The following is a 22,816-nucleotide window of genomic DNA, read 5'->3' as shown; positions in this document are numbered from 1 at the left end:
ATGGCACAGGACAAAAAACCGGGGGAAGGGCGCAAAAGCTCGGGCCGCGGGCAGCGTGAATTGCGGGTGCGGGTGAAATCCGCCAAGGGGCGCAAGCTTTCCAGCACGCTTTGGCTTGAGCGGCAGCTGAACGACCCTTATGTCGCCCGCGCCAAGCGCGAGGGCTATCGTGGCCGCGCTGCCTATAAGATCATCGAGCTTGACGACAAGTTCGGCTTTCTTGTCCCCGGCGCGCGGGTGGTCGATCTGGGCTGTGCGCCCGGAGGCTGGTGTCAGGTCGCGGTTTCACGGGTGAACGCCCTTGGCGACCGGTCCGGCAAAAAGGTGGGCCGGGTGCTTGGAGTCGATCTGCAAGAGGTCGATCCCATCCCGGGCGCCGAGATTCACCAACTGGACTTTCTGTCGGATGGCGCGGACGATCTGGTCAAGGCTTGGCTGGGCGGTCGGGCCGATGTGGTGATGTCGGACATGGCGGCTGCCTCATCGGGACACAAGGCGACCGATCACCTGCGCATCGTTGCGCTGGTAGAGGCGGCAGCGCAGTTGGCTTTTGACGTGCTCGAACCCGGTGGCACCTTTGTCGCCAAAGTTCTGGCTGGCGGGGCCGAGGCTGAAATGCAGGTCATGCTCAAGCGTAATTTCAGCAAGGTCGCGAATGTAAAGCCGCCTGCAAGCCGTTCGGATTCCTCGGAAAAATTTGTTGTTGCGCAAGGTTTCCGTGGGCGGGACGAAACCGAGCGTGCCAATGACGAGGATGAGGGCGATGCGCTGAGCGATCAGGGCTGAGCCGTATGCGGCGATCGCCAGAGGACAGCGCATAGGCTGACGGTGGGCTGGTCTCTCTGCATTTCCTTGGAAAACAAGGCGACGACCGTATGTGGCGGCGCCTGATTTCCACGCTTGGCTCATCTTGTGCGCTGACGGTTGCGCTGGAAACCGTGACCGGTGTTTCTTCAGCGCGCTTTTGGTGCATCATCTCACGATAGTTTTCGAACCTGCATCCGATGGCAGCGGTCAAGCTGCGGATGAAATGTCCCAACCCGCTATAGCCGTGCCGGATAGCGATTTCGACGCCACGCTTGCCGCAAGCAGCTGCTGCCAAGCTCTGTCAGAGCGCAGTCTGGTTGCCCCGGAATTTCAGATATCGCCTGATCGGGATGCATCCCTGAGCGGGAGAGATGCTTCTCGGCCGGCACGTGCGCGCTGGCTGTCCCGGTGATAGTGGCTTTGCGATGGGTCAGGCTCGCATCGGGTCGTAATAGTGTCGTAGTGATTGGTTCCGACCAAGATGAGGCCGTGATATCCCCCGAATCGTTGCTCGCGCCCAGAGCAATTAGCGCCTTCGTCAAGAGCTCTGGTGTAAGCATACAGCAGTTGAAAATGGCCGGTAGCGTCAGGTCCCGGCAATAACCGGGTGGAATCGGTGTACCGTGCCCTCAACATCGGCTGACGGTCTGGCGGTAAAGACGGTGTCGGTGGGGATGAGGGCGGTACGGCCGGGCAGCAGCACACGATCATGGCGCGGAAAGATCAAAGCCCGCCGGTGAGGCAGGCTGGACAAGCTGCTGTATGACGGTTAAGTGGCTGGCATGAAAAAATTTATTCTCCTTGTCCTTGCGACTGTCGTCCTGTCATCCTGTAACAGCCATGGCTGCAGCAGGTGGTACAGTTGGTGCATGATTCAGTGAGTAGTTTCCGGGAATAAGGAGGCCCCGCGGCCGCCCCTGGTCCCGAGCCCCCTGATCGGGTGCAACGTACGATAGTCGCCACGCATACTTGGATTAGGCGGCGCGCTGTGTACCCGTGTCGGGCCGCCCCAATGCAGACCAGCAAGAGGAATAAGGCGCAAGCTATCCCTGGCGCATGCGGGCAGCAGAGAGAGAGTGGGCCGGTTCGCCAAGCCCACCCGCCTGAGGCGTGATCCGGCGGGTGCGGATGGTTCGGTGGTGGCGGTCGGTCCTACCGTGACTGGGGGTCAGGTGGCTGCCCGGCGAGCGGAGGGAGGCGCGGATCGTGTTCCCCCGGGTCCATGATCGTTCCTAGGTTGATGCCGGCGGCGTGCAGCCTTGCCACGACCGGATCGTGCGGTTCAGTGAAACGCCAAGCTGGCTTGCCATGAGCAACCTGCAACAATTTCATCCAGAGATCCCGTTTCTGTCACGCGTGTCGTTGTGCGAACGATATTTCTGAAAAGTTGCGAAAAGGTTAATAAATATCGCAAAGGTTGAAATGGCACTGCTCAGATATTGCTTTCGATCCGGCGCCAGTCCCGCATCCGTCCCCGGAAAAAGCTGCGCTGCGACTTGGCATATTGACGGGTGGCGATAATGGCGAGCCGAGTTGCCTCTTCGAGGCTGAGCTGGCCTTGCAGGTGGGCGACAAGCTCGGGCGCGCCGATGGCTTTGGCCCAGAGCGCGCCGGGATTCCAGTCGGGCAGGACCGCACGGACCTCATCAAGCACACCTTGCGCGATCATCTGATGAAAGCGTCGGGCAATACGTTCGGCCAGCCGGTCGCGGTCTGCCTGCAGGACCAAAAGATGCGCTGCCTCGGGCGAGATCAGCGGCGGTGGCGTCTCGGCCTGCCACAAGGCAATGCCGCGACCTGTCGCCTGCAAGACCTCCCATGCGCGCTGGACCCGCACCGGGTTTTGCAGGTCGATCCGGGCGCGGGTCGCCGGATCAAGCTCACTGACCAACTGCGCCAGCCCGCCTGGTTCGCGCAGGATCTGGTCGGCCTGAGCGCGGATCCGGGGCGGGGTCGGGGGAATCGCGGCCAGACCCCGGGTCAGTGTGCTGAGATAAAGTCCGGTACCCCCGACGATGATCAGCCGGGTCTGACGGGCTTTGATCAGCTCTGCGACCTCGGCCAGCCATTCTCCGACCGAATAGGCGCGATCAGGGGTTATGTGACCGTAAAGCACATGGCGCGCGCGGGCCTCATCCTCGGGCGAGGGGCGGGCGGTCAGCAGGTTCCAGCATGACCAGACCTGCAGCGCATCGGCATTGACGACGATGCCGCCCTGCTGTTCTGCAATTGTCAGTGCGAGCGCGGATTTGCCGCTGGCGGTAGGGCCTGCGATCAGCACATGACGCCCGGGATCGAGCTCATTCAGGATGGGATGACGCTCAGTCATAGCGACTTTGGAAGGCGGCGGTTGAACATGGGCCCTGTTTGCGACATTTTGCGCGCTGATGAAACAGCCGCGAAAAGGTGAACCCATGTCGGATAGCGCGTCCAAGACTCCCGGAAAATACTCGCGCGTCATGCTGAAAATTTCGGGGGAGGCGCTGATGGGTGATCAAGGCTACGGTCTGCACCCACCGACTGTCGCCCGCATCGCGCAAGAGGTCAAATCCGTCCACGACATGGGCGTCGAGATCTGCATGGTCATCGGCGGCGGCAATATCTTCCGCGGACTGCAAGGCAGTGCACAGGGAATGGAGCGCGCGACCGCTGACTATATGGGCATGCTTGCCACGGTGATGAACGCGCTGGCGATGCAAGCCGCGATGGAGGCTCTGCGCATCCATACCCGCGTCATCTCGGCCATCCGTATGGACGAGGTCTGCGAGCCCTATATCCGTCGCCGCGCCATCCGCCATCTTGAGAAAAAACGGGTCTGCATTTTCGCCGCTGGTACGGGCAACCCGTATTTCACCACCGATACCGCAGCGACTTTGCGCGCCAATGAGATGAACTGCGAGGCGATTTTCAAAGGCACCAAGGTTGACGGCGTCTATGACAAGGACCCGCAGAAATTCGCCGATGCTCAGCGCTATGATAACGTCACTTATGACGAAGTCCTGCAAAAGCATCTGGGGGTCATGGATGCCTCGGCCATTGCACTGGCGCGGGACAACGACTTGCCGATCATTGTTTTTTCGCTGGATGAGCCCGGCGGCTTCCGCGGAATTCTGGCGGGCAGCGGCACCTATACGCGCGTTCACGGCTGAAATTGCTGCATAGGCTTTGCTATGTGGGCGTCGCTCGGTTAAAAGCTGCGAAAACCACAACACAGAGGCCATGACCGAGCATGTCCGACGACATAGAGATCGACACCGACGACCTGGAACGCCGCATGAAAGGCGCGATGGAGTCCCTGCGCCATGAATTTTCCTCGCTGCGCACTGGCCGTGCTTCGGCCACCATGGTCGAACCGATCATGGTGGATGCCTATGGCTCACTCACACCGATCAACCAGATCGGTACGGTGAACGTGCCCGAACCGCGGCTGGTGACCATCAATATCTGGGACAAGGCCCTGGTCGGCAAAGCTGAAAAGGCTATCCGCGAATCGGGTCTGGGCATTAACCCCCAGCTCAACGGCACCATCATCATGCTGCCGATCCCCGAACTTAACGAGGAACGCCGCCGGGAGCTGACACGCGTGGCCGCGCAATATGCCGAAAACGCCCGTGTTGCCATCCGCAACGTGCGCCGCGACGGGATGGACCAGATCAAAAAGGCCAAAGCCTCGGGCATGTCCGAGGATGACCAGAAGTTCTGGGAAACCGCCGTGCAAGAGCTGACCGACAAGATGATTGCGGCCGTGGATCAGGCGCTTGAGGCCAAACAGGCCGAAATCATGCAGGTCTGACGCATATGGCCGAGAGTGCAGCCAGCCTTGCAAAGCCCTCAGGGCAGGGACAGCGGCCCCGTCATGTCGCCATCATCATGGACGGCAATGGTCGCTGGGCCAAGAACCGGGGCTGGCCGCGTCTGGTCGGGCATCGGCGCGGGGCCGAGCGCGTCAAACAGATCGTCCGCGCCTGTCCCGATCTCGGGGTCAACTGGCTGACGGTCTATGCTTTTTCGACCGAAAACTGGAAGCGTTCGACCGAAGAGGTGTTGGGCCTGATGGGCATTTTCGCCCGCTATATTGAGCGTGAGGCTGATGCGCTGTCCGCAGAGGGTGTGCGTATGCGCTTTATTGGCGGGCGTGAACGGCTTGAGCCCAAACTGCAGCGTCTGATGGCGGGGATCGAGGCGCGCACCGCCGTCAATACCCGTTTGAATCTGACGGTTGCGATCAATTACGGTGGCCGGGACGAACTGACCCGCGCGTCGGCACGTCTGGCCGAGCGTATCGCCCGGGGTGAGGTCTCGAATCCGACCGAGGCCGACTTTGCCGATTGTCTGGATACTGCCGGTCATCCCGATCCGGATCTGGTGATTCGCACCAGTGGTGAGACCCGGACCTCGAACTTCCTGCCTTTTCAGGCGGCTTATTCGGAATATGAATTCACTTCGACGCTTTGGCCGGATTTCACCCCCGCACATCTGGCAGAGATACTGGATCGCTACGGGATGCGCGAGCGGCGCTTTGGCGGGGCATGAACAGCGGCGATCCACAACCGAGCCGTTTGCGTGGCGCCCTGAGGCGCGGCCGCGACAAAAGGGCCGATCTCTGGCCACGCGTGCTTTCGGGCGCGGCGCTGGCGGTTGTGGGGCTGGTGCTGCTGATCTCGACCGGGATCTGGATTCGTTTCGGTGCGGCTTTGGTGGTCGGGCTGATGATGTGGGAACTTGCCCGCCTGACCGGCTGGCGTCACCCCGAGTTTCATAGCCCGCGCCATCCGGTGCTGATCGGGATCCTTTCGGGTCTCGTGATGCTTGCGATGCTGGTGCTGCCAGGTGACTGGCCGCTGACACTTGTGCTGGTGCCGATGATTGCCGGCTGGCACGGTACGCATGAGCATGAGCGCCCGGCCTATCTGATGTTCACGCTTGCAATTTTCGGCGCTGGCTATGCACTGGTCGTGATCCGCGAGGTGATGGGTCTGCCGACACTGGCATGGATCGTCGGAACCGTGGTCCTTTCCGACGTGCTGGGTTATTTTGTCGGCCGCCGCATTGGCGGCCCCCGCTTTTGGCCTGCGATCAGCCCCAAAAAGACCTGGAGCGGTACCGTCGCCGGCTGGCTTGGCGCCTTTGTGCTGGCGTTGATCCTGATGATCGTGGGGCAGGCGTCGTGGCCGGTGGTGATTCTTGGGCCGCTGCTTGCGGTTGCCGGGCAGTTCGGCGATATCGCTGAAAGCTGGCTCAAGCGTCGTGTGGGGGTCAAGGACAGCTCGGACCTGATCCCGGGCCATGGCGGCTTTATGGACCGGTTCGATGCCATGTCGGGCAGCCTGCTCGTGGCGCTTTTGCTGTTGATTGCCAATCTGTTGCCAGTGATCGGAGGCTGAAGGATGCGCAGCATATCGGTGCTGGGCGCGACCGGGTCGGTCGGTGAAAGCGCATTCGATCTGCTTATGCGGGCCGGAGGCGCGCAGAGCTTTCGCACCATTGCCCTGACCGGCGGCGCCAATATCGCCCGTTTGGCCGAGATGGCGCGGGCACTGAAGGCCGAGATTGCCGTGACCGCGTGGCCCGAGCGGTTGGATGAGCTGCGTTCCGCCCTTGCCGGTAGCGGGATCGAGGCGGCGGCGGGTGCAGCTGCCGTGGCCGAGGCTGCCGCTCGTCCGGCGGACTGGACGCTTTCGGCTATCGTGGGTGCGGCGGGTCTGCCGCCCGGCCTTGCAGTGCTGGACCGGGGCGGCACCCTTGCGCTGGCGAATAAGGAAACGCTGGTCGCTGCGGGTCCGCTTGTGATGGCGCGGGCACAGGACAGGCGCGCGCAGATCCTGCCTGTTGATTCTGAACATTCCGCGATTTTTCAGGCGCTTCAGGGAGAAAACCTTGAAACTGTCAGGCATGTGACGATCACTGCCTCGGGCGGGGCGTTCCGGGACTGGCCGTTTGAGCGTCTGGCGCAGGCAACCGTGGCCGAGGCGAGTTGCCATCCGAATTGGTCAATGGGCCAGCGCATCACTATCGACAGCGCAAGTATGTTCAATAAGGCGCTGGAAGTCATTGAAGCTCATGAATTCTTTGGGCTGGGCATTGATCGCTTGCGCGTGCTCGTGCATCCGCAATCCATCGTGCATGCCATGGTGACGCATCGCGACGGCGGTTCGATTGCGCATATGGGTGCGCCGGACATGCGCCATGCAATCGGTTACGCGCTGAACTGGCCTGCACGCGCGGCCTTGCCGGTGCCTGCGTTGGATCTGGCCGCAGTCGGCAGCCTGACTTTTGCCGAGCCTGATGAGGCCCGCTGGCCCGCTTTGCGTCTGGCGCGCGAGGCGATTTCGGCGGGCGGCGCGGCGGGGGCGGTTCTGAATGCCGCAAAAGAGCAGGCGCTGGACGATTTCATTGCAGGCCGCATCCGCTTTACCGAAATGGCTCCGGCGGTTGAACATGCGCTGGCACTTGCCGCCCGCGAATCCGGCTTTTCCCAAAGCCCGCGCGACCTGGAAGAAGTGCTGCATTGGGACGGTTTCGCGCGCCGTGCCGCTGCGCAATGGCAGGGGGCAGCATGAGCGTGCTTTTGGACATGCTGGGCGGTTTTCTATGGACGGCGGCCTCTTTTATCGTGGCGCTGTCGATCATCGTGACTGTGCATGAATACGGCCATTATATCGTCGCGCGTCTTTCGGGTATCCGGGCCGAGGTCTTTTCATTGGGTTTCGGTCCAAGGCTGATTTCCCGCCGCGACAAACGGGGGACGCTGTGGCAGATCGCGGCGATTCCCTTGGGTGGCTATGTGCGCTTTCTGGGTGATGCTGACGCTGCGAGCGCCGGATCGGTGCCCGTTGATCCTGCCCGGACCCGTCAAAGCCTGACCGGAGCACCGCTTTGGGCGCGATTTGCCACTGTGGCTGCGGGGCCGGTGTTTAACTTTATTCTGGCAGTTTTGGTTTTTGCTGGAATGGCGATCTGGCAGGGGCTGCCGGTCGATGAGGTGCGGGTCGGCCGCCTGCATCCGACCCCGCCCGGGGTCGAGATGCAATTGCAGACCGGCGACCGGGTGGTTGCAGTGGATGGTGCGCCCGTCTCTGACTGGCGCGATCTTGGCCGGTTGGCTGCAGAGCTGCCGGCGCGTGAAAGTCATGACTGGACGGTCGAACGGGACGGGACCCGGATCACTGTACCAGGTCCTGATCCGATGCCGCCGCTGATTGCGGGGGTTGCTCCGCGAAGCGCGGCTGTGGCGGCGGGGCTGAAACCGGGCGATGTGATTCTGGCGATCGACGGTGCGCCCGTATTCCGGTTTGACGAATTGCGCGAACATGTTGCCAAGGCTGGCGGGCGTCCGGTGCTGCTGAAGGTCTGGCGCGAGGGCGCGGGCGTTGCGGACTATACCCTTGCCGCGCGTGAGCAGGACTTGCCGACCGAGGATGGGTATACCCGGCGCTGGCTGATCGGCGTCACTGGCGCCGGCACTTATTTTGATCCCGCGACCCGACCCGCTGGTCTGGGTGAGGCTGCCGGCATCGGTGTCAGCCGGACCTGGGATATCATTGCCTCGTCGGTTTCGGGGCTGTGGGCGATGATTACTGGTCAGATCGGCAGCTGTAATCTGGGTGGCGCGATCTCGATTGCCGAGACGACGGCGCAGGCTGCCTCGGCGGGGGGCGGAAACTTCATCTGGTGGATCGCGGTGCTGTCGGCAGCCATCGGTTTTCTGAACCTGATGCCGGTCCCTATGCTCGATGGCGGGCATCTGATGTTCTATCTTTATGAGGCGGTCACAAGGCGGCGGCCGTCGGACCGGGTGATGGACATTCTGTCCGCTCTGGGCCTTGCTGCGGTCCTGTCGCTGATGGTGCTGGGCCTCACCAACGATCTTTTCTGCCCCTGATCGGCCCTGACCTTTTGACAGTAGCGCATGCTTCGCTGTATCCATCGTGGCAAATCCGGTGGGGTCAACCTGCCAGGCAACGCATTTTTCGCGAGGGGCGGCGATGACGGACAGGAAACTCGGCAAGGGCGCGCTGGCGCTGATCTCGGCGCTGGCGGTGGCTGTGCCGGTAGGAATGGCGGCAACCCCAGCCGCAGCCTATGTCTTCAGCAATGTGCGCATCGAAGGAAACCAGCGAATCGAGCCACAGACGATCCTGTCTTATCTGGATCTTCCGCGCGGCCAGGACGTATCCGCCGGGACCCTGAACGACGCTCTCCAACGGCTGCAGAGCTCGGGCCTGTTTGAAAGCGTCGAGCTGGTGCCCTCGGGCGGGACGCTGGTCGTCAGGGTCGCCGAATATCCGACCATCAACACAATCGCATTCGAAGGCAACAAGCGTCTCAAGGATGCGAATTTGTCCGAGATCGTCAAATCGCAGTCACGCCGCGTCTATTCGCCAGCCCAGGCCGAGGCAGACGCTGCCGCGATCAGCCAAGTCTATGCCTCGCAGGGGCGTCTGGCCGCCCGGGTCGATCCGCGCATCATCCGCCGCAGCGGCAATCGCGTCGATCTGGTCTTTGAGATCCGCGAAGGCGATGTGACCGAGATCGAGCGTATCGGCTTTGTCGGCAACCGCGCATTCTCGGACCGCCGGCTGCGCAACGTTCTGCAAACCAAGCAGGCGGGCATGTTGCGCACCTTTATCCGCCGCGACACCTTTGCCCCCGACCGTGTGCCGGTCGATGAAAAGCTGCTGACCGACTTTTACCGCTCGCGCGGCTATGCCGATTTCCGCGTTCAGGCCGTTGCCCCCGAACTCGCACGCGAACGGGATGCCTTCTACATCACCTTCCAGATCTATGAAGGCCCGCGTTATACTTTTGGCAATATCACCACGATCAGCGAAGTCCCCGGCGTGGATGCGGCCGAGTTCCAGCAGCAGAACCGTGTTCGTCGGGGCGAGGTCTATAACCCCACGATCATCGAAACCACGATTCGCCGCATGGAGGCGCTGGCGCTGCGCAAGGGGCTGAACTTTGTCAGCATCGAGCCGCGCGTCACCCGCAATGAGCGCAACCAGACGCTGGACCTGACCTTTGCCCTGACACGCGGCCCGCGCGTCTTTGTCGAGCGTATCGACATCGAGGGCAACACCACCACGCTGGACGAGGTGATCCGCCGTCAGTTCTCTACGGTCGAAGGCGACCCCTTTAACCCGCGTGAGATCCGCAACTCGGCTGAACGGCTGCGCGCGCTTGGCTATTTCTCGGACGTTCAGGCCGAAAGCCGTCCCGGCTCGTCGCCCGAACAGGTCGTCGTTGACGTGAACGTAGAAGAACAGCCGACCGGCAGTCTGAACTTTGGTGTCAGCTACGGCGTGAATTCGGGCGTTGGCTTCAACGCTTCGCTGTCCGAAAAGAACTTCCTTGGCCGTGGTCAGCAGGTCGATCTGTCATTTGCGACCGGCTCGGGGACGAAAAGCTCGGGCCTGACCTTTGTCGAGCCGTATTTCCTTGGCCGCAACCTTAAGGCGCGGGCCCAGCTGTGGTACAACACCACTGACCGGCTGAATTCGGACTATAATACCCGAACCGTCGGTCTGCTGACGGGGATCGAGTTCCCGATTTCGGAAAACGGCAGGCTTGAGCTGCGTTACAAGCTTAGCAAGGATACGCTGTTCGACGTTGAACCGCCTCATGTCGATCCCGAAAGCGGCGAGGTCGTCGGCTCATCGCCCATTCTCTTCAGCGAGCAGGGCGGCTTCTTCACCTCGGCGCTTGGTTATACCTACAGCTATGACAGCCGCATCGCCGGTCTTGATCCGCTGACCAGCTATCGGCTGCGGTTCAGTCAGGATTTTGCCGGTGTGGGCGGGGATGTGAAATCCGTCACCAGCACACTTTATGCCGGGATCGAAAGCCGGGCCTGGCGTCCCAGCGTGACCATGCTGGCCGAGTTCGAGGCGGGGGCCGTCCATATGCTGGACGATCAGAACAGCCGGTTCATGAGCCGCTTTACCGGGAACAGCAAGATCCGCGGGTTTGAGCCGAACGGCTTTGGTCCGCGCGACCTTGAGGCACCGAACCAGGACGCGCTGGGGGGCAACTATTTCTGGGCGCTGCGCACCGAGCTGCAATTCCCGCTGGGTCTGCCCGAAGAATACGGCATCACCGGCGGTCTTTTCGCCGATGCCGGCTCGGTCTGGGGGCTCGACAACCGTATCGGTGCGAATGAAACCGAGGTGGATGACAGCATGAAGATCCGCGCTTCGGTCGGGGCCTCGATCTTCTGGACGACGCCTATTGGTCCGCTGCGCTTTAACTTTGCCAAGGCGCTGAAGAAAGAGGACTATGACGAAGAACAGTCCTTTGACCTGACCATTTCGACCAAGTTCTGATGGTGGACAAACAGGGCATCGCGGCATCGGTTGCCACCGCCGTTCTGGCGGTGGGCTCTGCCGCGCTGGCCCAGCCTCTGCCGACGATGAACGATGGAACCGAACGGCCGGTGATGCCGATCGTCGTCGAAGCTCCGCTGCCGAATGGTCAGGCTGTGCTGCCAGTCCTGACCATTGATCAGGACATGCTATACGCGCGCTCGCAATGGGGACAGCGCGTGCAGGAAGAGATCGAACAGCGCCGACGCGAAATTGCGGCCGAGAATGATCGGCTGGCCGAGCAATTCGCCTCGGAAGAGCAAGAGCTGACCGCTTTGCGCCGGACGCTGCCGCCTGATGAGTTTCGCAAGCGCGCTGATGAGTTCGATAAGCGTGTTGTTGAGGTTCGCCGCGAACGGGATACCGAAGTGCGCGCGTTGCAGATTGAGGCCGAAGAAGAGCGGCGAGCTTTCTTGGACACTGCGCTGCCGATCCTTGCGTCGCTGATGCGCGAAAGGGGTGCGGTGGTGGTTCTGGAGCACCGCGCAATCTTTGTCGCTTCGCAATCCATCGACGTGACCGACGACCTTATCGCTCGGATAGACCGTGAAATCGGCGCTGGTCCTGTCCAGCCTGATGCGGAAGAGAAACCCGATGCTGCGCCCGCTGCGTCGACAACCAATGCTCAGCCCGATCAGCCGACCGAGCCGGCTGCCGAGCAATCGGGGCAGTAATTCCGGCCGCCCCAGGCAGCCGGATCAAAAAGAGCGGGCCTGGCCGACCTGACGGTCGAGATTGCCGATCCGTTCGGTCAGCAGTGCAAAGAAGGCATCGGACTGCACGTCGCGGATGAAGGTTGCGTTTGGCGTACGACCGCTGACCCGCCACCAGTCGGCGACGGTCATGCCTTGGGTGAATTCACCCTGCGTCTCGATCTCGACATTGATGAAGCGGCCGCTGAACAGATCGGGTTTCAGCAGCCATGCGATGGTACAGGGATCGTGCAGCGGTGCGCCTTCGCTGCCGTATTTTTCACGGTCGAACCGTTCAAAGAAGTCGGTCCAGCTGGCGACCGCCTGGCCGACGCGGCCCATTGCGCGCATGGTTTCCACCCAAGGGCGGCTGGTCAGCACGCGATGGGTGACGTCAAGCGGCATGACCGTCAGGGGCGCACCGCTGGCGAACACGATCTTGGCGGCCTCGGGGTCGACATAGATGTTGAATTCGGCGGTGGGAGTGACGTTGCCGACCTCAAAATAGGCGCCGCCCATCAGCACGATTTCCTGCACGCGCGGGATGATATCGGGCGCGCGCTGGAAAGCGGCGGCGATATTCGTCAGGGGACCGATCGGAACCAGCGTGACGGTGCCTGGCTCTTCGCGGCGCAGGGTCTCGATCAGGAAATCGACAGCATGGCCGGGGGCAAGCGGCATGGTCGGCTCGGGCAGGGTAACGCCGTCAAGACCGGTCTTGCCATGGACATGTTCGGCCGTGACCAGCTTGCGCTGCAAAGGCGCGTCGCTGCCGGCATAGACTGGCAGATCCGGCCGGCCTGCAAGTTCGCAGAGCATACGTGCATTCCGCTCGGTATGATGCAACGGGACGTTGCCTGCGACGACGCTGAGACCCAGAACCTCAAGCTCGGGACTGGCCAAGGCCAGCAGGATGGCGACGGCGTCGTCCTGTCCGGGATCGGTGTCGATGATGATCTTGCGCGCCATGATTACCCCTTTGATCGTTTCCCCGGCAGGGAAGCCCGGCCGGGCGCAGGATGCAAGCCCCTAGTCCCCTGCCGGCTGCAGATGGGTGATGCCCGCCGCCGCCGCCCGGGCAAGGGCAGGGTCCAGCGACATGACCACATATTCACCGCGTCGCCACAGCTCGGCCATGTCGTCATAATGGCGCGAGAAGGGGTGCCCCGACTGCCCGGTTGAGATGATAAAGACCGAGCTGTCCGGGTCGGCAAGGTCATATACGCCGCGATAAGTCGCGCCGGTCACGTTCAGCCAGGGGTTGCGGCCGGTGCCAAGAAAGCCCGCCTGCGCAATCGTCGCCTCTCCGCCCGAGGTCGGCTGGATCAGGTTCACGATATAGGAAATGCCACGCATATCCCCCAGCGCCGGATGAACGTGGCGGACGCGGTGCAGGTCCCCCCAGCGCCAGCTTGCCAGATCCGGGCCGAAACGGGCGACCAGATCCAGCAGGGCTGCGTCAAGCGCCTGCCGGGCGATTTGCGTGCAGGTTTCGACCGGTGCGGACTGGCGGATATCGCACCAGACGGCCGCGCCGTCGATATTGCGAAACACCCGGTCGATGAATTCGGGAAAAAGCTCGTTCAGGTCGTCGGCAAGCGGGCCAAGATCATCCCGGACCAGCCGGTCCTGCAAGGCGCGCATCCACGCAACATAGATCAGCGGCTCGGGCAGATGCTCGCTCATCGCGCCGTCCCAATTTGCAAGAAGGGCGAGGGCGTCCTGACGCAGCCGTTCGGGCGTGCCCTGGGCTGCGGGCTCTTCGGTGAACCACAGCTCGGCGCCCACCAGCGGTAAAAGCGCGCGGGCAACCGGACTGACGATATCGTTCTGGGCGGCGATGAAACTGTCGCGGGAATGCACCTCGCGCGAGTTGATGAGAAGACGCAGCCGGTCCAGCCGGAAACGGTCGGCCCAGTCATAGCCCAGGCCCGTCATGCCTGGCAGTGCCGCACCCGTGGCGGCAACGATGCCGCTTTCGGGGGCAAGATCGGTCAGCTCTGCAGGGGCAGGCGCAATGCCCTGCCACCGGTTCTGAACGATCCAGCCGGGTGCGGGCATCCGCCCCCCCGTCTGATGGGCCGAGGGGCGCTGCGGCACGGCGCCGACAAGGACTTGCCCCACACCATTACCATCGGCAAGCGTAACGGTCAGCGCCGGAGCTACCATATTGCGCAAAGTGGTTGCGGCTGCCTGCCGGTCCTGCGCCTGCATCAGCCCGATCAGCGCGGTCATGCTGCGATCTTCGCCAAAGGCTCCGGTCCAGGACAGGACAGCGACGTGGCCGGGCGGCAGGATGGTTCCGATACCAAGATGCGAGGCGGGGATTACCGGCCCATTCTCGGTCTCGCGCATGGTAATGGTTTGCGGCTCGGCGCCGCGGACACGCAGGATCTCGCGGCGGGTCGAAAATGCGGTCCAGCCCTGTGGGCCCCGATAACGGTTGGGATCGCCGGGCTGAACCTCTTCGATAAAGATGTCCTGATCGTCGATCTGTGCCGGGGTAACCCCCCATGCGAGGCGGGTGTTACGCCCGGAAAGAACAGCCGGAATGCCGGGGATGGTGCCGCCGATCACCCCGCCTGAACCAAGCTCAAGCCGCGCCAGGTACCAAAGCCCCGGTGCGGTCAGCGGAAACTGAGGATCATTGGCAAGCAGCGCCCCCCCGGCCGCCGTGCGCCGTGCTGCCGCTGCAAACCCATTGGCCGATGCCCCAAGCGAGGGCGACAGATAGCCTGCAAGCGCCGTCGTCCAGTCCGGCGTATCGGTCCCGCGTTTCGGGGCGGTAAAGCGCGTGCCGGGGAAAAGCGAGGCATAATCCGGCATGGGCGGCTCGCCCGGCATGGCGACCATATCCTGTCCACGCTCGGGTGCGGCGAGCGACAGCCTTGCACGCAGTACCTCGCGGCGGACCTGTACGGTCGAAGACGCCGCGAGCAGCTTGAGGATCGCCAGCGAATCTGCGGGCTCCCAATAGGCGATATCGTCGGGGAACAAAAAGAATTCGGGTGCTCCGCGACCACGTGCGCCAAGATTGATCTGCTGGATCCAGGCATTCACGCCGTCGGAATAGGCGCGCAGGACTTCGGTCACCTCGGGGTCCTGGGCCTGAAGCGAGGCGCGGGCATTGCGATAGATCCCGAGCCGGCGTGCCAGATCGTCAGCGGGCAGGGCGCCCATACCATAGATCTCGGCCAGCCTGCCTTGGGCGGCGCGGCGCAGCACGGTCATCTGGAACAGCCGGTCCTGAGCATGGGCAAGCCCAAGCGCAAAAAAGACGTCGCGGTCGCTTTTGCCAAAGATATGCGGCACGTCCTCGGTCGTGCGCACGATTTCGACCGGGGCCGAGATACCCTGCACGACATAGGTGCCATCGTAGTCGGGCAGCGACCGGATGGCGAAATACCAGGCCAGCACCACGAAGGCGAGCGTCAGCAGGATCATCCCGACGGTCAGGCGCACAAGCCAGCGGAAAAGTGTCACCATGAAGAGGCGCAGCCCGAACTTGGGCGCGAGAGGTTGACCCCCGCGCCGGGTGATGAAATTCATCGGGGTGAATAGGACAGGGCGCGGGCCGGATCAACGCGCCTTTCGATGCGAGGGAGAAAATTGATGGCAAAGGTGGCGTTTCTGGGGTTGGGGGTGATGGGCTTTCCCATGGCCGGGCATCTTGCAGCGGCGGGCCATGATGTGACGGTCTGGAACCGCAGCCCCGCCAAGGCCGAGGCCTGGGTCGCGCGCCACAAGGGCAGCCGCGCTGTCTCGGCCAAAGAAGCTGCCGAAGGGGCTGAATTCGTCATGGCCTGCGTCGGTAATGACGACGACCTGCGTCAGGTTTGTCTTGGCGAAGCCGGGGCCTTTGCAGGTATGAGCAAGGGTGCGATCTTTGTCGATCACACGACGGTTTCGGCGGCGGTCACGCGTGAGCTTGCGGCCCATGCCGCTGAGGCGGGGCTGGGCTTCGTCGACGCTCCGGTTTCGGGCGGTCAGGCCGGGGCCGAGAACGGCCAGCTTTCGGTCATGTGCGGCGGTAGCGAGGATGACTATGGCCGGGCCGAGCCGGTGATTGCCGCCTATGCCAAGATCTGTAAGCTTATGGGCCCCTCGGGCGCGGGCCAGCTCACCAAAATGTGCAACCAGATCGCCATCGCAGGGCTGGTGCAGGCGCTGTCGGAATCGCTGCATTTTGCTGAAAAGGCCGGGCTGTCGATCCCCGGGGTGGTCGAGGTGATCAGTCAGGGTGCTGCGGGCAGCTGGCAGATGCAGAACCGGTATCAGACCATGGCCGAGAACCGCTTTGACTTTGGATTTGCTGTGGACTGGATGCGCAAGGATCTGGGCATCTGTCTTGCCACTGCCGATGAGACCGGCGCGACCCTGCCGGTGACAGCTCTGGTCGACCAGTTCTACAAGGAAGTGCAGAACATGGGCGGCGGGCGCTGGGACACTTCTTCGCTGATTGCGCGGCTGCGTAAATGATGCGGCTTGCCAAGGACGGCGTGAACGCGCTATCAGCCTGCGCGGGGGCGGTTAGCTCAGTTGGTAGAGCGTCTCGTTTACACCGAGAATGTCGGGGGTTCGAGTCCCTCACCGCCCACCATTTCCCTTTGTATTCAATGCCTTGCCTCTGCGATGAGGTATCGGCATGACCGGTGCGCTGTCCCGCCTGCGTATTGTCGAAATCGCGGGCATCGGTCCGACGCCCTTTGCCGCAATGTGGTTTGCCGACCATGGCGCGCAGGTCGTGCGGATCGCGCGGCCCGGTTCGCCGCAGATTTTTCCGCTAAGCCGGGACGTCCTAGACCGCGGGCGCGACTGGCTGGAGCTGGACCTGAAATCCGCCCAAGGCCGAGATCTGGCGCGCGATCTGATTCTGCGCGCCGATGCTGTGATCGAGGGCATGCGCCCCGGCGTCATGGAGCGGCTGGGCCTGGGGCCAGAGGATTTCTCTGCAAACCCACGCCTTGTCTATGGCCGCATGACCGGCTGGGGGCAAAGCGGGCCGCTGGCACACACCGCTGGTCACGACCTGACCTATCTGGCGATCACCGGCGCGCTTGCTGCTATCGGGCCCAGGAACCATCCGGTCCCGCCGCTGAACCTGATCGGGGATTTTGCTGCGGGCTCAATGTATCTGGTGGCCGGTATGCTGGCCGCGATTCTTGCCGCGCGTGAGACGGGCAAGGGGCAGGTCGTCGATGCCGCGATCACCGATGGCGTCGCGCATCTGATGGCGATGATCACCGGGCTAAGGGTAAACGGTCTTTGGCAGGTCGAACGGCAGGCGAATCTTTTGGACGGTGGCGCACCTTACTACACCTGCTATCGCTGCGCCTGCGGTGGTTTTCTGGCCGTTGGCGCCATAGAGCCACAGTTCTGGGCCGAGCTGATCCGGCGCCTGGGTCTGGCCGGGGTTGATCTGCCAGACCGCGCTGATCCTGCAAATTGGGTGGCGCTGCGCGAGATACTGGCGGCACGCATCGCCTCCCGCAGCCGTGATGACTGGGCAGCCGAGCTTGAGGGAACAGATGCCTGCGCAGCACCCGTCCTGACGATGGATGAGGCTCCGCATCATCCGCACAACCGCGCGCGCGGGGTTCATATCGGCAACGATCCGCGTCCCGCGCCGCTTTTGTCGCGCAATCCGGGACAACCGGGCGAGGGCCGGCAGCTGACAGTCGGTCAGGCGCGTAATCTGTGGCGCTGAGCAGCCATTTCTGTTGACTTGGCCGGGCGAATCCGCGATATACCCGCGACCGGCCGGGCTTACGTCCGTTGCCGGTATTGCATTTTAAAATCTCACCCAGAACAAAGGGTGCGCTGTCCGAAGGCGGGGTTCAACCCCGGCAATACCTGAAATATGGGGCCGAAGGACGCGGCAGAGCAAGGAAAGACGGAATGTTCGCAGTTCTCAAGACGGGCGGCAAGCAGTACCGGGTTCAGGCCGGTGATGTGCTGCGCGTCGAAAAACTGAACGCCGAAGCCGGCGACAAAATCCAATTCAACGACGTGCTGATGATCGGCGCGACCGTGGGTGCGCCGCTGGTGAAAGGCGCCGCCGTTCAGGCCGAGGTCATCGACACGATCAAAGCCGACAAGGTCATCACCTATGTCAAGCGCCGCCGGAAACATTCCTCGCAGCGCACCCGTGGCCATCGCCAGCAGCTGACGCTGGTCCGCATCACCGAGCTGCTTGAAAAAGGCGGCGACAAGACCAACGTCAAGCCGGCCGTCGGCGCGCGCACCAAACTGGAAGCCGCTGCCAAACCGGCGAAAGCCAAGAAGTCGGAAGCCGTAGCTTCGGCCGAAGACGCTAACTGAGGCAAAAGGAGACTGAACCATGGCACATAAAAAAGCAGGCGGTTCGTCCCGCAACGGCCGCGATTCGGCTGGCCGTCGTCTCGGTGTGAAACTTTATGGCGGTCAGCAGGCCGTTGCCGGTAACATCATCGTGCGTCAGCGTGGCACCACCTGGTGGCCGGGCCAGAATGTCGGCATGGGCCGCGACCATACTCTGTTCGCCCTGACCGACGGCCAGGTAACCTTCAAGAAGGGCCTCAAGGGCCGCACTTACATTTCCGTGCTTCCTGCCAACGTAGAGGCCGCCGAGTAAGCCAAGTTTAACACTTGCATGCTAAAAGGGGATCGGCCGATGCCGGTCCCCTTCGCTTTTTCGGGGTTCGTACCCATATCAGTGCAAGTAATTAGGGGGAGAACAGTGACATGAATGAGTTGATTTCCTCGGATGCGCGGCAGATCGAGATCGTGACCGAGCGCTTTGTCCTGCGGCCGCTTCGGGCCTCGGATGCGGGGCTCATCGCGCATTATACCGCCGACCGACGCGTAGCCGGGGGAACCCGTTCCATCCCGCACCCCTTGCCGCCCGGTGCCTCTGAATCCTATGTCCGCCGTGCCATGTCGGATGACCGGGACGAGGATGTCTGGGCTATCGACGGTTCGGCAAATAAGCTTGCCGAAGTCCTTGGCGTGGTTTCACTGACCCGCATTGATCAAGAGCAATCCGAGCTTGGCTTCTGGATCGGTGCTGGTTTTTGGAACACCGGCTTTGCGACCGAGGCGGTCTCGGCTCTGGTTGAGGCTAATCCGCATCGTTCGCGCACGCTCTTTGCCGAGGCATTTCAGGACAACCCCGGCTCGGCCCGGGTACTGACCAACTGTGGTTTTGAATATCTCGGCGATGCGGAAAGCTGGTCGGTGGCGCGTAATGCGCTGGTGCCGACCTGGACCTATCTGCGCAAAATGGTCTGAGCAGGCCACCGATTTCTGATTTTAGGGGAGGGGCCTTGTGACGGACCTTCCCCTTTTTGCTTCGGGAGTGGTGTCCGGCTGATCATTTTGCGAGGGGCGCAGAACAAAAAGAGAAGAGGCGCGGGATGCCCGGCCTCTTCGTCGCTCCATCTCAGATAAGTCAGCGCCGCAGCGTAACCGAATTGGTGGCGCCGGTAATCACGACTTCGCGGAGCGATGGCAGGACTGCGTTCGGAATGGTCAGCGCGACCGTGGCTGTATCGCTCGCCGGGTTCGGCGGATTGACGGCGGCAAATGTGCCAGGCTGTGGCGGCTTGCCGACCAGACGCAGGCGCAGCACGCCGTTTTCATCCGGGCGGATACGGCCCTTGGGCATCGGCACCTCGGTCACCAGGGCGACGTCCCACCAGCCTTTGCTTGCGCCCAGTCCGGTCACGACCAGCATGCGGCCTTCGTAGATAGGCTCCCATTTCGCGCCGGTGACCCGGGCCAGTGGGATGCGTCCATCCTGAACCGAGGTCGGATAGCCCCCCTCGGGCTCAAGGGTTTGCGGCTCGGAAGAACTGCCAAACCAACGCATCGGGTTCCAGCTGCTGTCCCCCATGCGGCCGCAGCCAGCCAGCACGAGCATTGTACAGGCAAGGATGCCTAATGTTCTTGACCGCATGAACGCTGTCCCCGCTTTTCCAAGTCTTTGGGGCAGTGATAGGGCAAGTCGCGCGAGGGCGAAAGCCTCTTTGACCTCGTCCGGTCATCGCGCTATCCATGGCCGCCCACGCGAGAGGATGCCCCGATGGCCACGCCAGCCTTTGAAGAGATCGCCGAGACTTTCGATTTCCTTGACGACTGGGAGGATCGCTATCGTCACGTTATCGAACTGGGTAAGGCGATGCCGCCGATGGACGCATCATTGCAGGTCCCGGCCACCAAGGTAGAAGGCTGCGCCAGCCAGGTCTGGATCATGCCGCGGATCGAGGGCGGACGTTTCGATTTTCAGGGCGATAGCGACGCATTGATCGTGCGCGGACTGATCGCGATTCTGCACGCGCTTTACTCCGGGGTTCCGGTCGGTGAGGTCGCCGGCATCAACGCTACCGCCGAGCTGGCCCGCCTGGGGCTCGAAGAGCATCTTTCCGCGCAGCGTTCGAACGGGTTGCGCGCTATGGTCGAGCGTATCCGCAATCTTGCCGCGGCTGCCTGAAGGTTAGCCGCCGCGACGGTGTGCAATCCAGCCGCCGCCCAGAACCCGGGTGCTGTCGGTCGCGTAAAAAACGCAAGCCTGACCCGGGCTTACCCCTTCTTCGGGGGCGAGCAGCTCGATCTCTGCGCGGCGGTCTCCGGTCACGCGCAGGATCGCAGGCCGGGGCGGCCGGGTTGAGCGGATGCGGGCGCTGATCGCGATTTCGCCGGTGAAAGGCTCATCGCCCAGCCAGTTCACCTCGGTCACCGGCACGATTTTCGTCGCCAGAGCTTCTTTGGGGCCGACAACGACGCGCCGGGTTTCAGGCGCAAGCCGGACCACGTATAGCGGATCACCCAGCCCGCCGATGCCCAGCCCGCGCCGCTGACCGATGGTGTAATGGATGACACCCCGATGGGTACCCAGCACATTGCCGTCCATATCGACGATCTCGCCAGGATCGGCCGCGCCGGGACGCAGCTTTTCGATCACGCTGGCATAGTTGCCATTCGGTACAAAGCAGATGTCCTGGCTATCCGGTTTGTCGGCTACCGCCAGCCCGTATCGGGCGGCCAGCGCCCGGGTCTCGGCCTTGCTCGCAAGTCCCCCCAGCGGAAAGCGCAAAAAATCAAGCTGTTCTTGCGTGGTCGAGAACAGGAAATAGCTCTGGTCGCGGTTTGGATCAGCGGCCATATGCAGCTCGGCTCCATGCGGCCCTTCGAGGCGGCGGATATAATGGCCCGTCGCCATGCAATCGGCATCAAGATCACGCGCGGTCTCAAGCAGGTCACGGAACTTGACGCGTTCATTACAGCGGATGCAGGGAACCGGTGTTGCGCCGGCAAGATAGGCGTCAGCAAACTCCTCGATTACCGATTCACGAAACTTGTTTTCGTAATCCAGAACGTAATGCGGAAAACCGATACGCTCGGCCACACGGCGGGCGTCATGGATATCCTGCCCGGCGCAGCAGGCACCTTTTTTCGCCAGCGCCGCGCCATGATCGTAAAGCTGCAGCGTCACACCGATCACATCATAGCCCTGCGCAGCAAGCATCGCCGCGACCACCGAACTGTCGACCCCCCCCGACATTGCCACAACCACGCGCGTTTGCGCCGGAGGCTTGGCGAAGCCCAGCGAATTCACGGTTGAAACGGGCGCAGCACTGCGCAGCAAGGGGTCTGACACTGTCATGGATCGTCCTTTCGCGAGGCGCGCAGATTCCGGCCCCGGATTTCGTTATATTTATAGGGAAATTATTGCCATTCTCAAGGGTGGCGCGGGCAAAACCGGGGATGGTTTCACTTCGGATTAAGAAAATCATGGAAGAACTGTTTGGAAAGACGGGGAATTTACGGATGTTTCTTAAAAAGGCCTCTGGCCCGCGGACTGTGACCCTGCCCGATGGCAGCATACTGACCCTGGCTGATCTGCCGCTGCCGCAGACGCGCTGGGTCGCCAGCCGCAAGGCGGTTGTGGTCGCTGCCGTACAATATGGTTTGATCACGCGCGACGAGGCGCTGCGCTGCTATAGCCTGACTGAGGAAGAGCTGGAGGCCTGGATCGGTGCCGTCACACGGCATGGTCGGAATGCGCTGAAAATCACGCAGCTGCAAAAATTCAGACAAGAAAGATAAAGACAAATTTGATAAATCAGCAGGTAACCTGATATTAACCTTTTACGTCCAAGCTTAATCGGTTCGTTGGTTAAACAGGGGAAAGACATGCGAATCCTTCTTGTGGAGGATGATCCCACCACCGCGCGCAGCATCGAGTTGATGTTGACAAATGCGAGTTATAATGTCTATCGCACCGACATGGGGGAGGAGGGCATCGACCTTGCCAAGCTCTATGATTACGATCTGATCCTGCTGGATCTGGACCTGCCGGACATGAACGGCATGGAGGTATTGCGGCAGATCCGCATGTCGCGTGTCGACACCCCCATCCTTATCCTTACCGGATCGGACGATACCGAAAGCAAGCTGCGGGGTTTCGGGTTCGGTGCTGACGACTATATGACCAAACCTTTCAACCGCGATGAGCTTGTGGCCCGTATTCAGGCCATTATCCGTCGCTCCAAGGGACATAGCCAATCGGTCATTTGCACTGGCGAGATGGTGGTGAACCTGGATGCGCGTTCGGTTGAGGTTGGCGGGCGTCCGGTCAATCTGACCGGCAAGGAATATCAGATCCTCGAACTGCTGAGCCTGCGCAAGGGTACGACACTCACGAAAGAGATGTTTCTCAACCATGTCTTTATCGCCCTAACTATTTGATATTACTATAACGGCTCGCAGAGTTTCAATCGGCCTTTCCGGTTTCTGCCTTTGTTCGTCGTGCGTTCTGCGCTTCTCTGGCCTTCGCCCGCATGTCCGCTTTCCGGCTGTAGTGGCGCGCCATTTGCTCGCTCGAATGTCCGGTGATCGCCATCACATGCTCAATCGTCATTCCCGGCAGGCTTGCGATTTCAGCCGCTGTGGACCTGTCACGGTTTGGTGCCGCTC

The 22,816-nt window shown here is 62.0% G+C and carries 22 protein-coding genes, 1 tRNA gene and 2 pseudogenes; 19 read left to right on the top strand and 6 right to left on the bottom strand.

Translation table 11 applies throughout. The annotated features are described in order from the left end of the window. Entirely contained in the window at positions 1-786 is a 786-nt protein-coding gene (locus PARACOCCUSGL_RS0111885; protein ID WP_010396751.1) for an RlmE family RNA methyltransferase, read from the top strand. Positions 787-1,589: 803 nt separating this feature from the next. Further along, positions 1,590-1,688 carry a lipoprotein gene (locus PARACOCCUSGL_RS22705; RefSeq protein ID WP_158004474.1) on the top strand — a complete coding sequence of 33 codons (99 nt, stop codon included), beginning with the start codon at positions 1,590-1,592 and terminating at the stop codon, positions 1,686-1,688. Between the two features lie 551 nt (positions 1,689-2,239). Here the strand turns inward: PARACOCCUSGL_RS22705 and miaA are convergent. Beyond that, positions 2,240-3,136: a tRNA (adenosine(37)-N6)-dimethylallyltransferase MiaA gene (miaA, locus tag PARACOCCUSGL_RS0111880; protein WP_029372134.1), complete on the bottom strand. Its 897-nt coding sequence runs from the start codon at positions 3,134-3,136 to the stop codon at positions 2,240-2,242. A gap of 85 nt (positions 3,137-3,221) precedes the next feature. Between miaA and pyrH the strand changes: the two genes are divergently transcribed. The 8 genes from pyrH to PARACOCCUSGL_RS0111840 all read left to right on the top strand — a co-directional run bounded on the left by pyrH (position 3,222) and on the right by PARACOCCUSGL_RS0111840 (position 11,842). Continuing rightward, on the top strand, positions 3,222-3,956 hold the full coding sequence (gene pyrH, locus PARACOCCUSGL_RS0111875; protein WP_010396746.1) for a UMP kinase: 735 nt from the start codon (positions 3,222-3,224) through the stop codon (positions 3,954-3,956). An 80-nt stretch (positions 3,957-4,036) separates the two neighbouring features. Further along, positions 4,037-4,600 carry a ribosome recycling factor gene (gene frr, locus PARACOCCUSGL_RS0111870; protein WP_010396745.1) on the top strand — a complete coding sequence of 188 codons (564 nt, stop codon included), beginning with the start codon at positions 4,037-4,039 and terminating at the stop codon, positions 4,598-4,600. 5 nt (positions 4,601-4,605) lie between these two features. Next, a complete protein-coding gene (gene uppS / locus PARACOCCUSGL_RS0111865; RefSeq protein WP_010396744.1) occupies positions 4,606-5,340 on the top strand; it encodes a polyprenyl diphosphate synthase in 735 nt (244 codons plus the stop codon). Further along, on the top strand, positions 5,337-6,191 hold the full coding sequence (locus PARACOCCUSGL_RS0111860) for a phosphatidate cytidylyltransferase (protein ID WP_010396742.1): 855 nt from the start codon (positions 5,337-5,339) through the stop codon (positions 6,189-6,191). The genes uppS and PARACOCCUSGL_RS0111860 overlap by 4 nt, the downstream gene beginning before the upstream one ends. Before the next feature lie 3 nt (positions 6,192-6,194). Beyond that, complete coding sequence (gene dxr / locus PARACOCCUSGL_RS0111855) at positions 6,195-7,367, top strand: 1-deoxy-D-xylulose-5-phosphate reductoisomerase (protein ID WP_010396740.1); 1,173 nt, start codon at positions 6,195-6,197, stop codon at positions 7,365-7,367. After that, positions 7,364-8,689, top strand: coding sequence for an RIP metalloprotease RseP (gene rseP / locus PARACOCCUSGL_RS0111850; RefSeq protein ID WP_010396732.1), 1,326 nt, complete (start codon positions 7,364-7,366; stop codon positions 8,687-8,689). Before dxr ends, rseP begins: the two co-directional genes overlap by 4 nt. 103 nt (positions 8,690-8,792) lie before the next feature. After that, positions 8,793-11,129: an outer membrane protein assembly factor BamA gene (gene bamA / locus PARACOCCUSGL_RS0111845; protein ID WP_010396730.1), complete on the top strand. Its 2,337-nt coding sequence runs from the start codon at positions 8,793-8,795 to the stop codon at positions 11,127-11,129. Then, positions 11,129-11,842 carry an OmpH family outer membrane protein gene (locus PARACOCCUSGL_RS0111840; protein WP_010396728.1) on the top strand — a complete coding sequence of 238 codons (714 nt, stop codon included), beginning with the start codon at positions 11,129-11,131 and terminating at the stop codon, positions 11,840-11,842. Before bamA ends, PARACOCCUSGL_RS0111840 begins: the two co-directional genes overlap by 1 nt. Positions 11,843-11,866: 24 nt before the next feature. Here the strand turns inward: PARACOCCUSGL_RS0111840 and PARACOCCUSGL_RS0111835 are convergent, their stop codons facing one another. Together PARACOCCUSGL_RS0111835 and PARACOCCUSGL_RS0111830 are read right to left on the bottom strand one after the other, a co-directional pair. After that, on the bottom strand, positions 11,867-12,829 hold the full coding sequence (locus PARACOCCUSGL_RS0111835) for a nucleoside hydrolase (RefSeq protein WP_010396726.1): 963 nt from the start codon (positions 12,827-12,829) through the stop codon (positions 11,867-11,869). Positions 12,830-12,889: 60 nt separating this feature from the next. Then, positions 12,890-15,346, bottom strand: a complete 2,457-nt coding sequence (locus tag PARACOCCUSGL_RS0111830) for a penicillin acylase family protein (RefSeq protein WP_029372129.1) — start codon at positions 15,344-15,346, stop codon at positions 12,890-12,892. A 108-nt stretch (positions 15,347-15,454) separates the two neighbouring features. Here PARACOCCUSGL_RS0111830 and PARACOCCUSGL_RS0111825 point away from each other — a divergent pair, with 108 nt between their 5' ends. The 6 genes from PARACOCCUSGL_RS0111825 to PARACOCCUSGL_RS0111800 all read left to right on the top strand — a co-directional run bounded on the left by PARACOCCUSGL_RS0111825 (position 15,455) and on the right by PARACOCCUSGL_RS0111800 (position 19,129). Then, the gene (locus PARACOCCUSGL_RS0111825) at positions 15,455-16,339 is read left to right on the top strand and encodes an NAD(P)-dependent oxidoreductase (protein WP_336245884.1); all 885 of its coding nucleotides are present in this window, start codon (positions 15,455-15,457) and stop codon (positions 16,337-16,339) included. A gap of 45 nt (positions 16,340-16,384) precedes the next feature. Beyond that, a tRNA-Val gene (locus PARACOCCUSGL_RS0111820) sits at positions 16,385-16,460 on the top strand. A 45-nt stretch (positions 16,461-16,505) separates the two neighbouring features. Further along, entirely contained in the window at positions 16,506-17,567 is a 1,062-nt protein-coding gene (locus PARACOCCUSGL_RS0111815) for a CaiB/BaiF CoA-transferase family protein (RefSeq protein ID WP_010396715.1), read from the top strand. Between the two features lie 191 nt (positions 17,568-17,758). Further along, entirely contained in the window at positions 17,759-18,181 is a 423-nt protein-coding gene (gene rplU, locus PARACOCCUSGL_RS0111810; RefSeq protein ID WP_010396713.1) for a 50S ribosomal protein L21, read from the top strand. 19 nt (positions 18,182-18,200) lie between these two features. Then, positions 18,201-18,473: a 50S ribosomal protein L27 gene (rpmA, locus tag PARACOCCUSGL_RS0111805; protein ID WP_010396711.1), complete on the top strand. Its 273-nt coding sequence runs from the start codon at positions 18,201-18,203 to the stop codon at positions 18,471-18,473. 110 nt (positions 18,474-18,583) lie between these two features. Further along, positions 18,584-19,129, top strand: coding sequence for a GNAT family N-acetyltransferase (locus tag PARACOCCUSGL_RS0111800; RefSeq protein ID WP_010396709.1), 546 nt, complete (start codon positions 18,584-18,586; stop codon positions 19,127-19,129). A gap of 160 nt (positions 19,130-19,289) precedes the next feature. Here PARACOCCUSGL_RS0111800 and PARACOCCUSGL_RS20565 read toward each other — a convergent pair whose 3' ends face one another. Then, entirely contained in the window at positions 19,290-19,796 is a 507-nt protein-coding gene (locus PARACOCCUSGL_RS20565) for a hypothetical protein (protein WP_138918340.1), read from the bottom strand. Between the two features lie 126 nt (positions 19,797-19,922). On the opposite strand from PARACOCCUSGL_RS20565, the gene PARACOCCUSGL_RS0111790 reads away from it, so the two are divergent. Continuing rightward, a complete protein-coding gene (locus tag PARACOCCUSGL_RS0111790) occupies positions 19,923-20,330 on the top strand; it encodes a SufE family protein (protein ID WP_010396705.1) in 408 nt (135 codons plus the stop codon). 3 nt (positions 20,331-20,333) lie between these two features. Here PARACOCCUSGL_RS0111790 and mnmA read toward each other — a convergent pair whose 3' ends face one another. Then, positions 20,334-21,503 (bottom strand): tRNA 2-thiouridine(34) synthase MnmA, encoded by a 1,170-nt coding sequence (gene mnmA / locus PARACOCCUSGL_RS0111785; protein WP_010396703.1) that lies wholly within the window; start codon positions 21,501-21,503, stop codon positions 20,334-20,336. A 128-nt stretch (positions 21,504-21,631) separates the two neighbouring features. On the opposite strand from mnmA, the gene PARACOCCUSGL_RS0111780 reads away from it, so the two are divergent. Then, the gene (locus PARACOCCUSGL_RS0111780) at positions 21,632-21,946 is read left to right on the top strand and encodes a DUF1153 domain-containing protein (RefSeq protein WP_010396701.1); all 315 of its coding nucleotides are present in this window, start codon (positions 21,632-21,634) and stop codon (positions 21,944-21,946) included. Between the two features lie 87 nt (positions 21,947-22,033). Next, positions 22,034-22,570 (top strand): annotated as a pseudogene (locus PARACOCCUSGL_RS20560) (response regulator); the annotation flags it as partial. 43 nt (positions 22,571-22,613) lie between these two features. On the opposite strand, the pseudogene PARACOCCUSGL_RS20555 reads toward PARACOCCUSGL_RS20560, so the two are convergent. Continuing rightward, a pseudogene (locus PARACOCCUSGL_RS20555) lies at positions 22,614-22,816 on the bottom strand (hypothetical protein); the annotation flags it as partial.

It is taken from the genome of Paracoccus sp. TRP, assembly GCF_000185925.1.
GTDB classification, from domain to species: Bacteria; Pseudomonadota; Alphaproteobacteria; order Rhodobacterales; family Rhodobacteraceae; genus Paracoccus; species Paracoccus kondratievae.
This window is presented reverse-complemented; position numbering and strand designations above follow the sequence as displayed.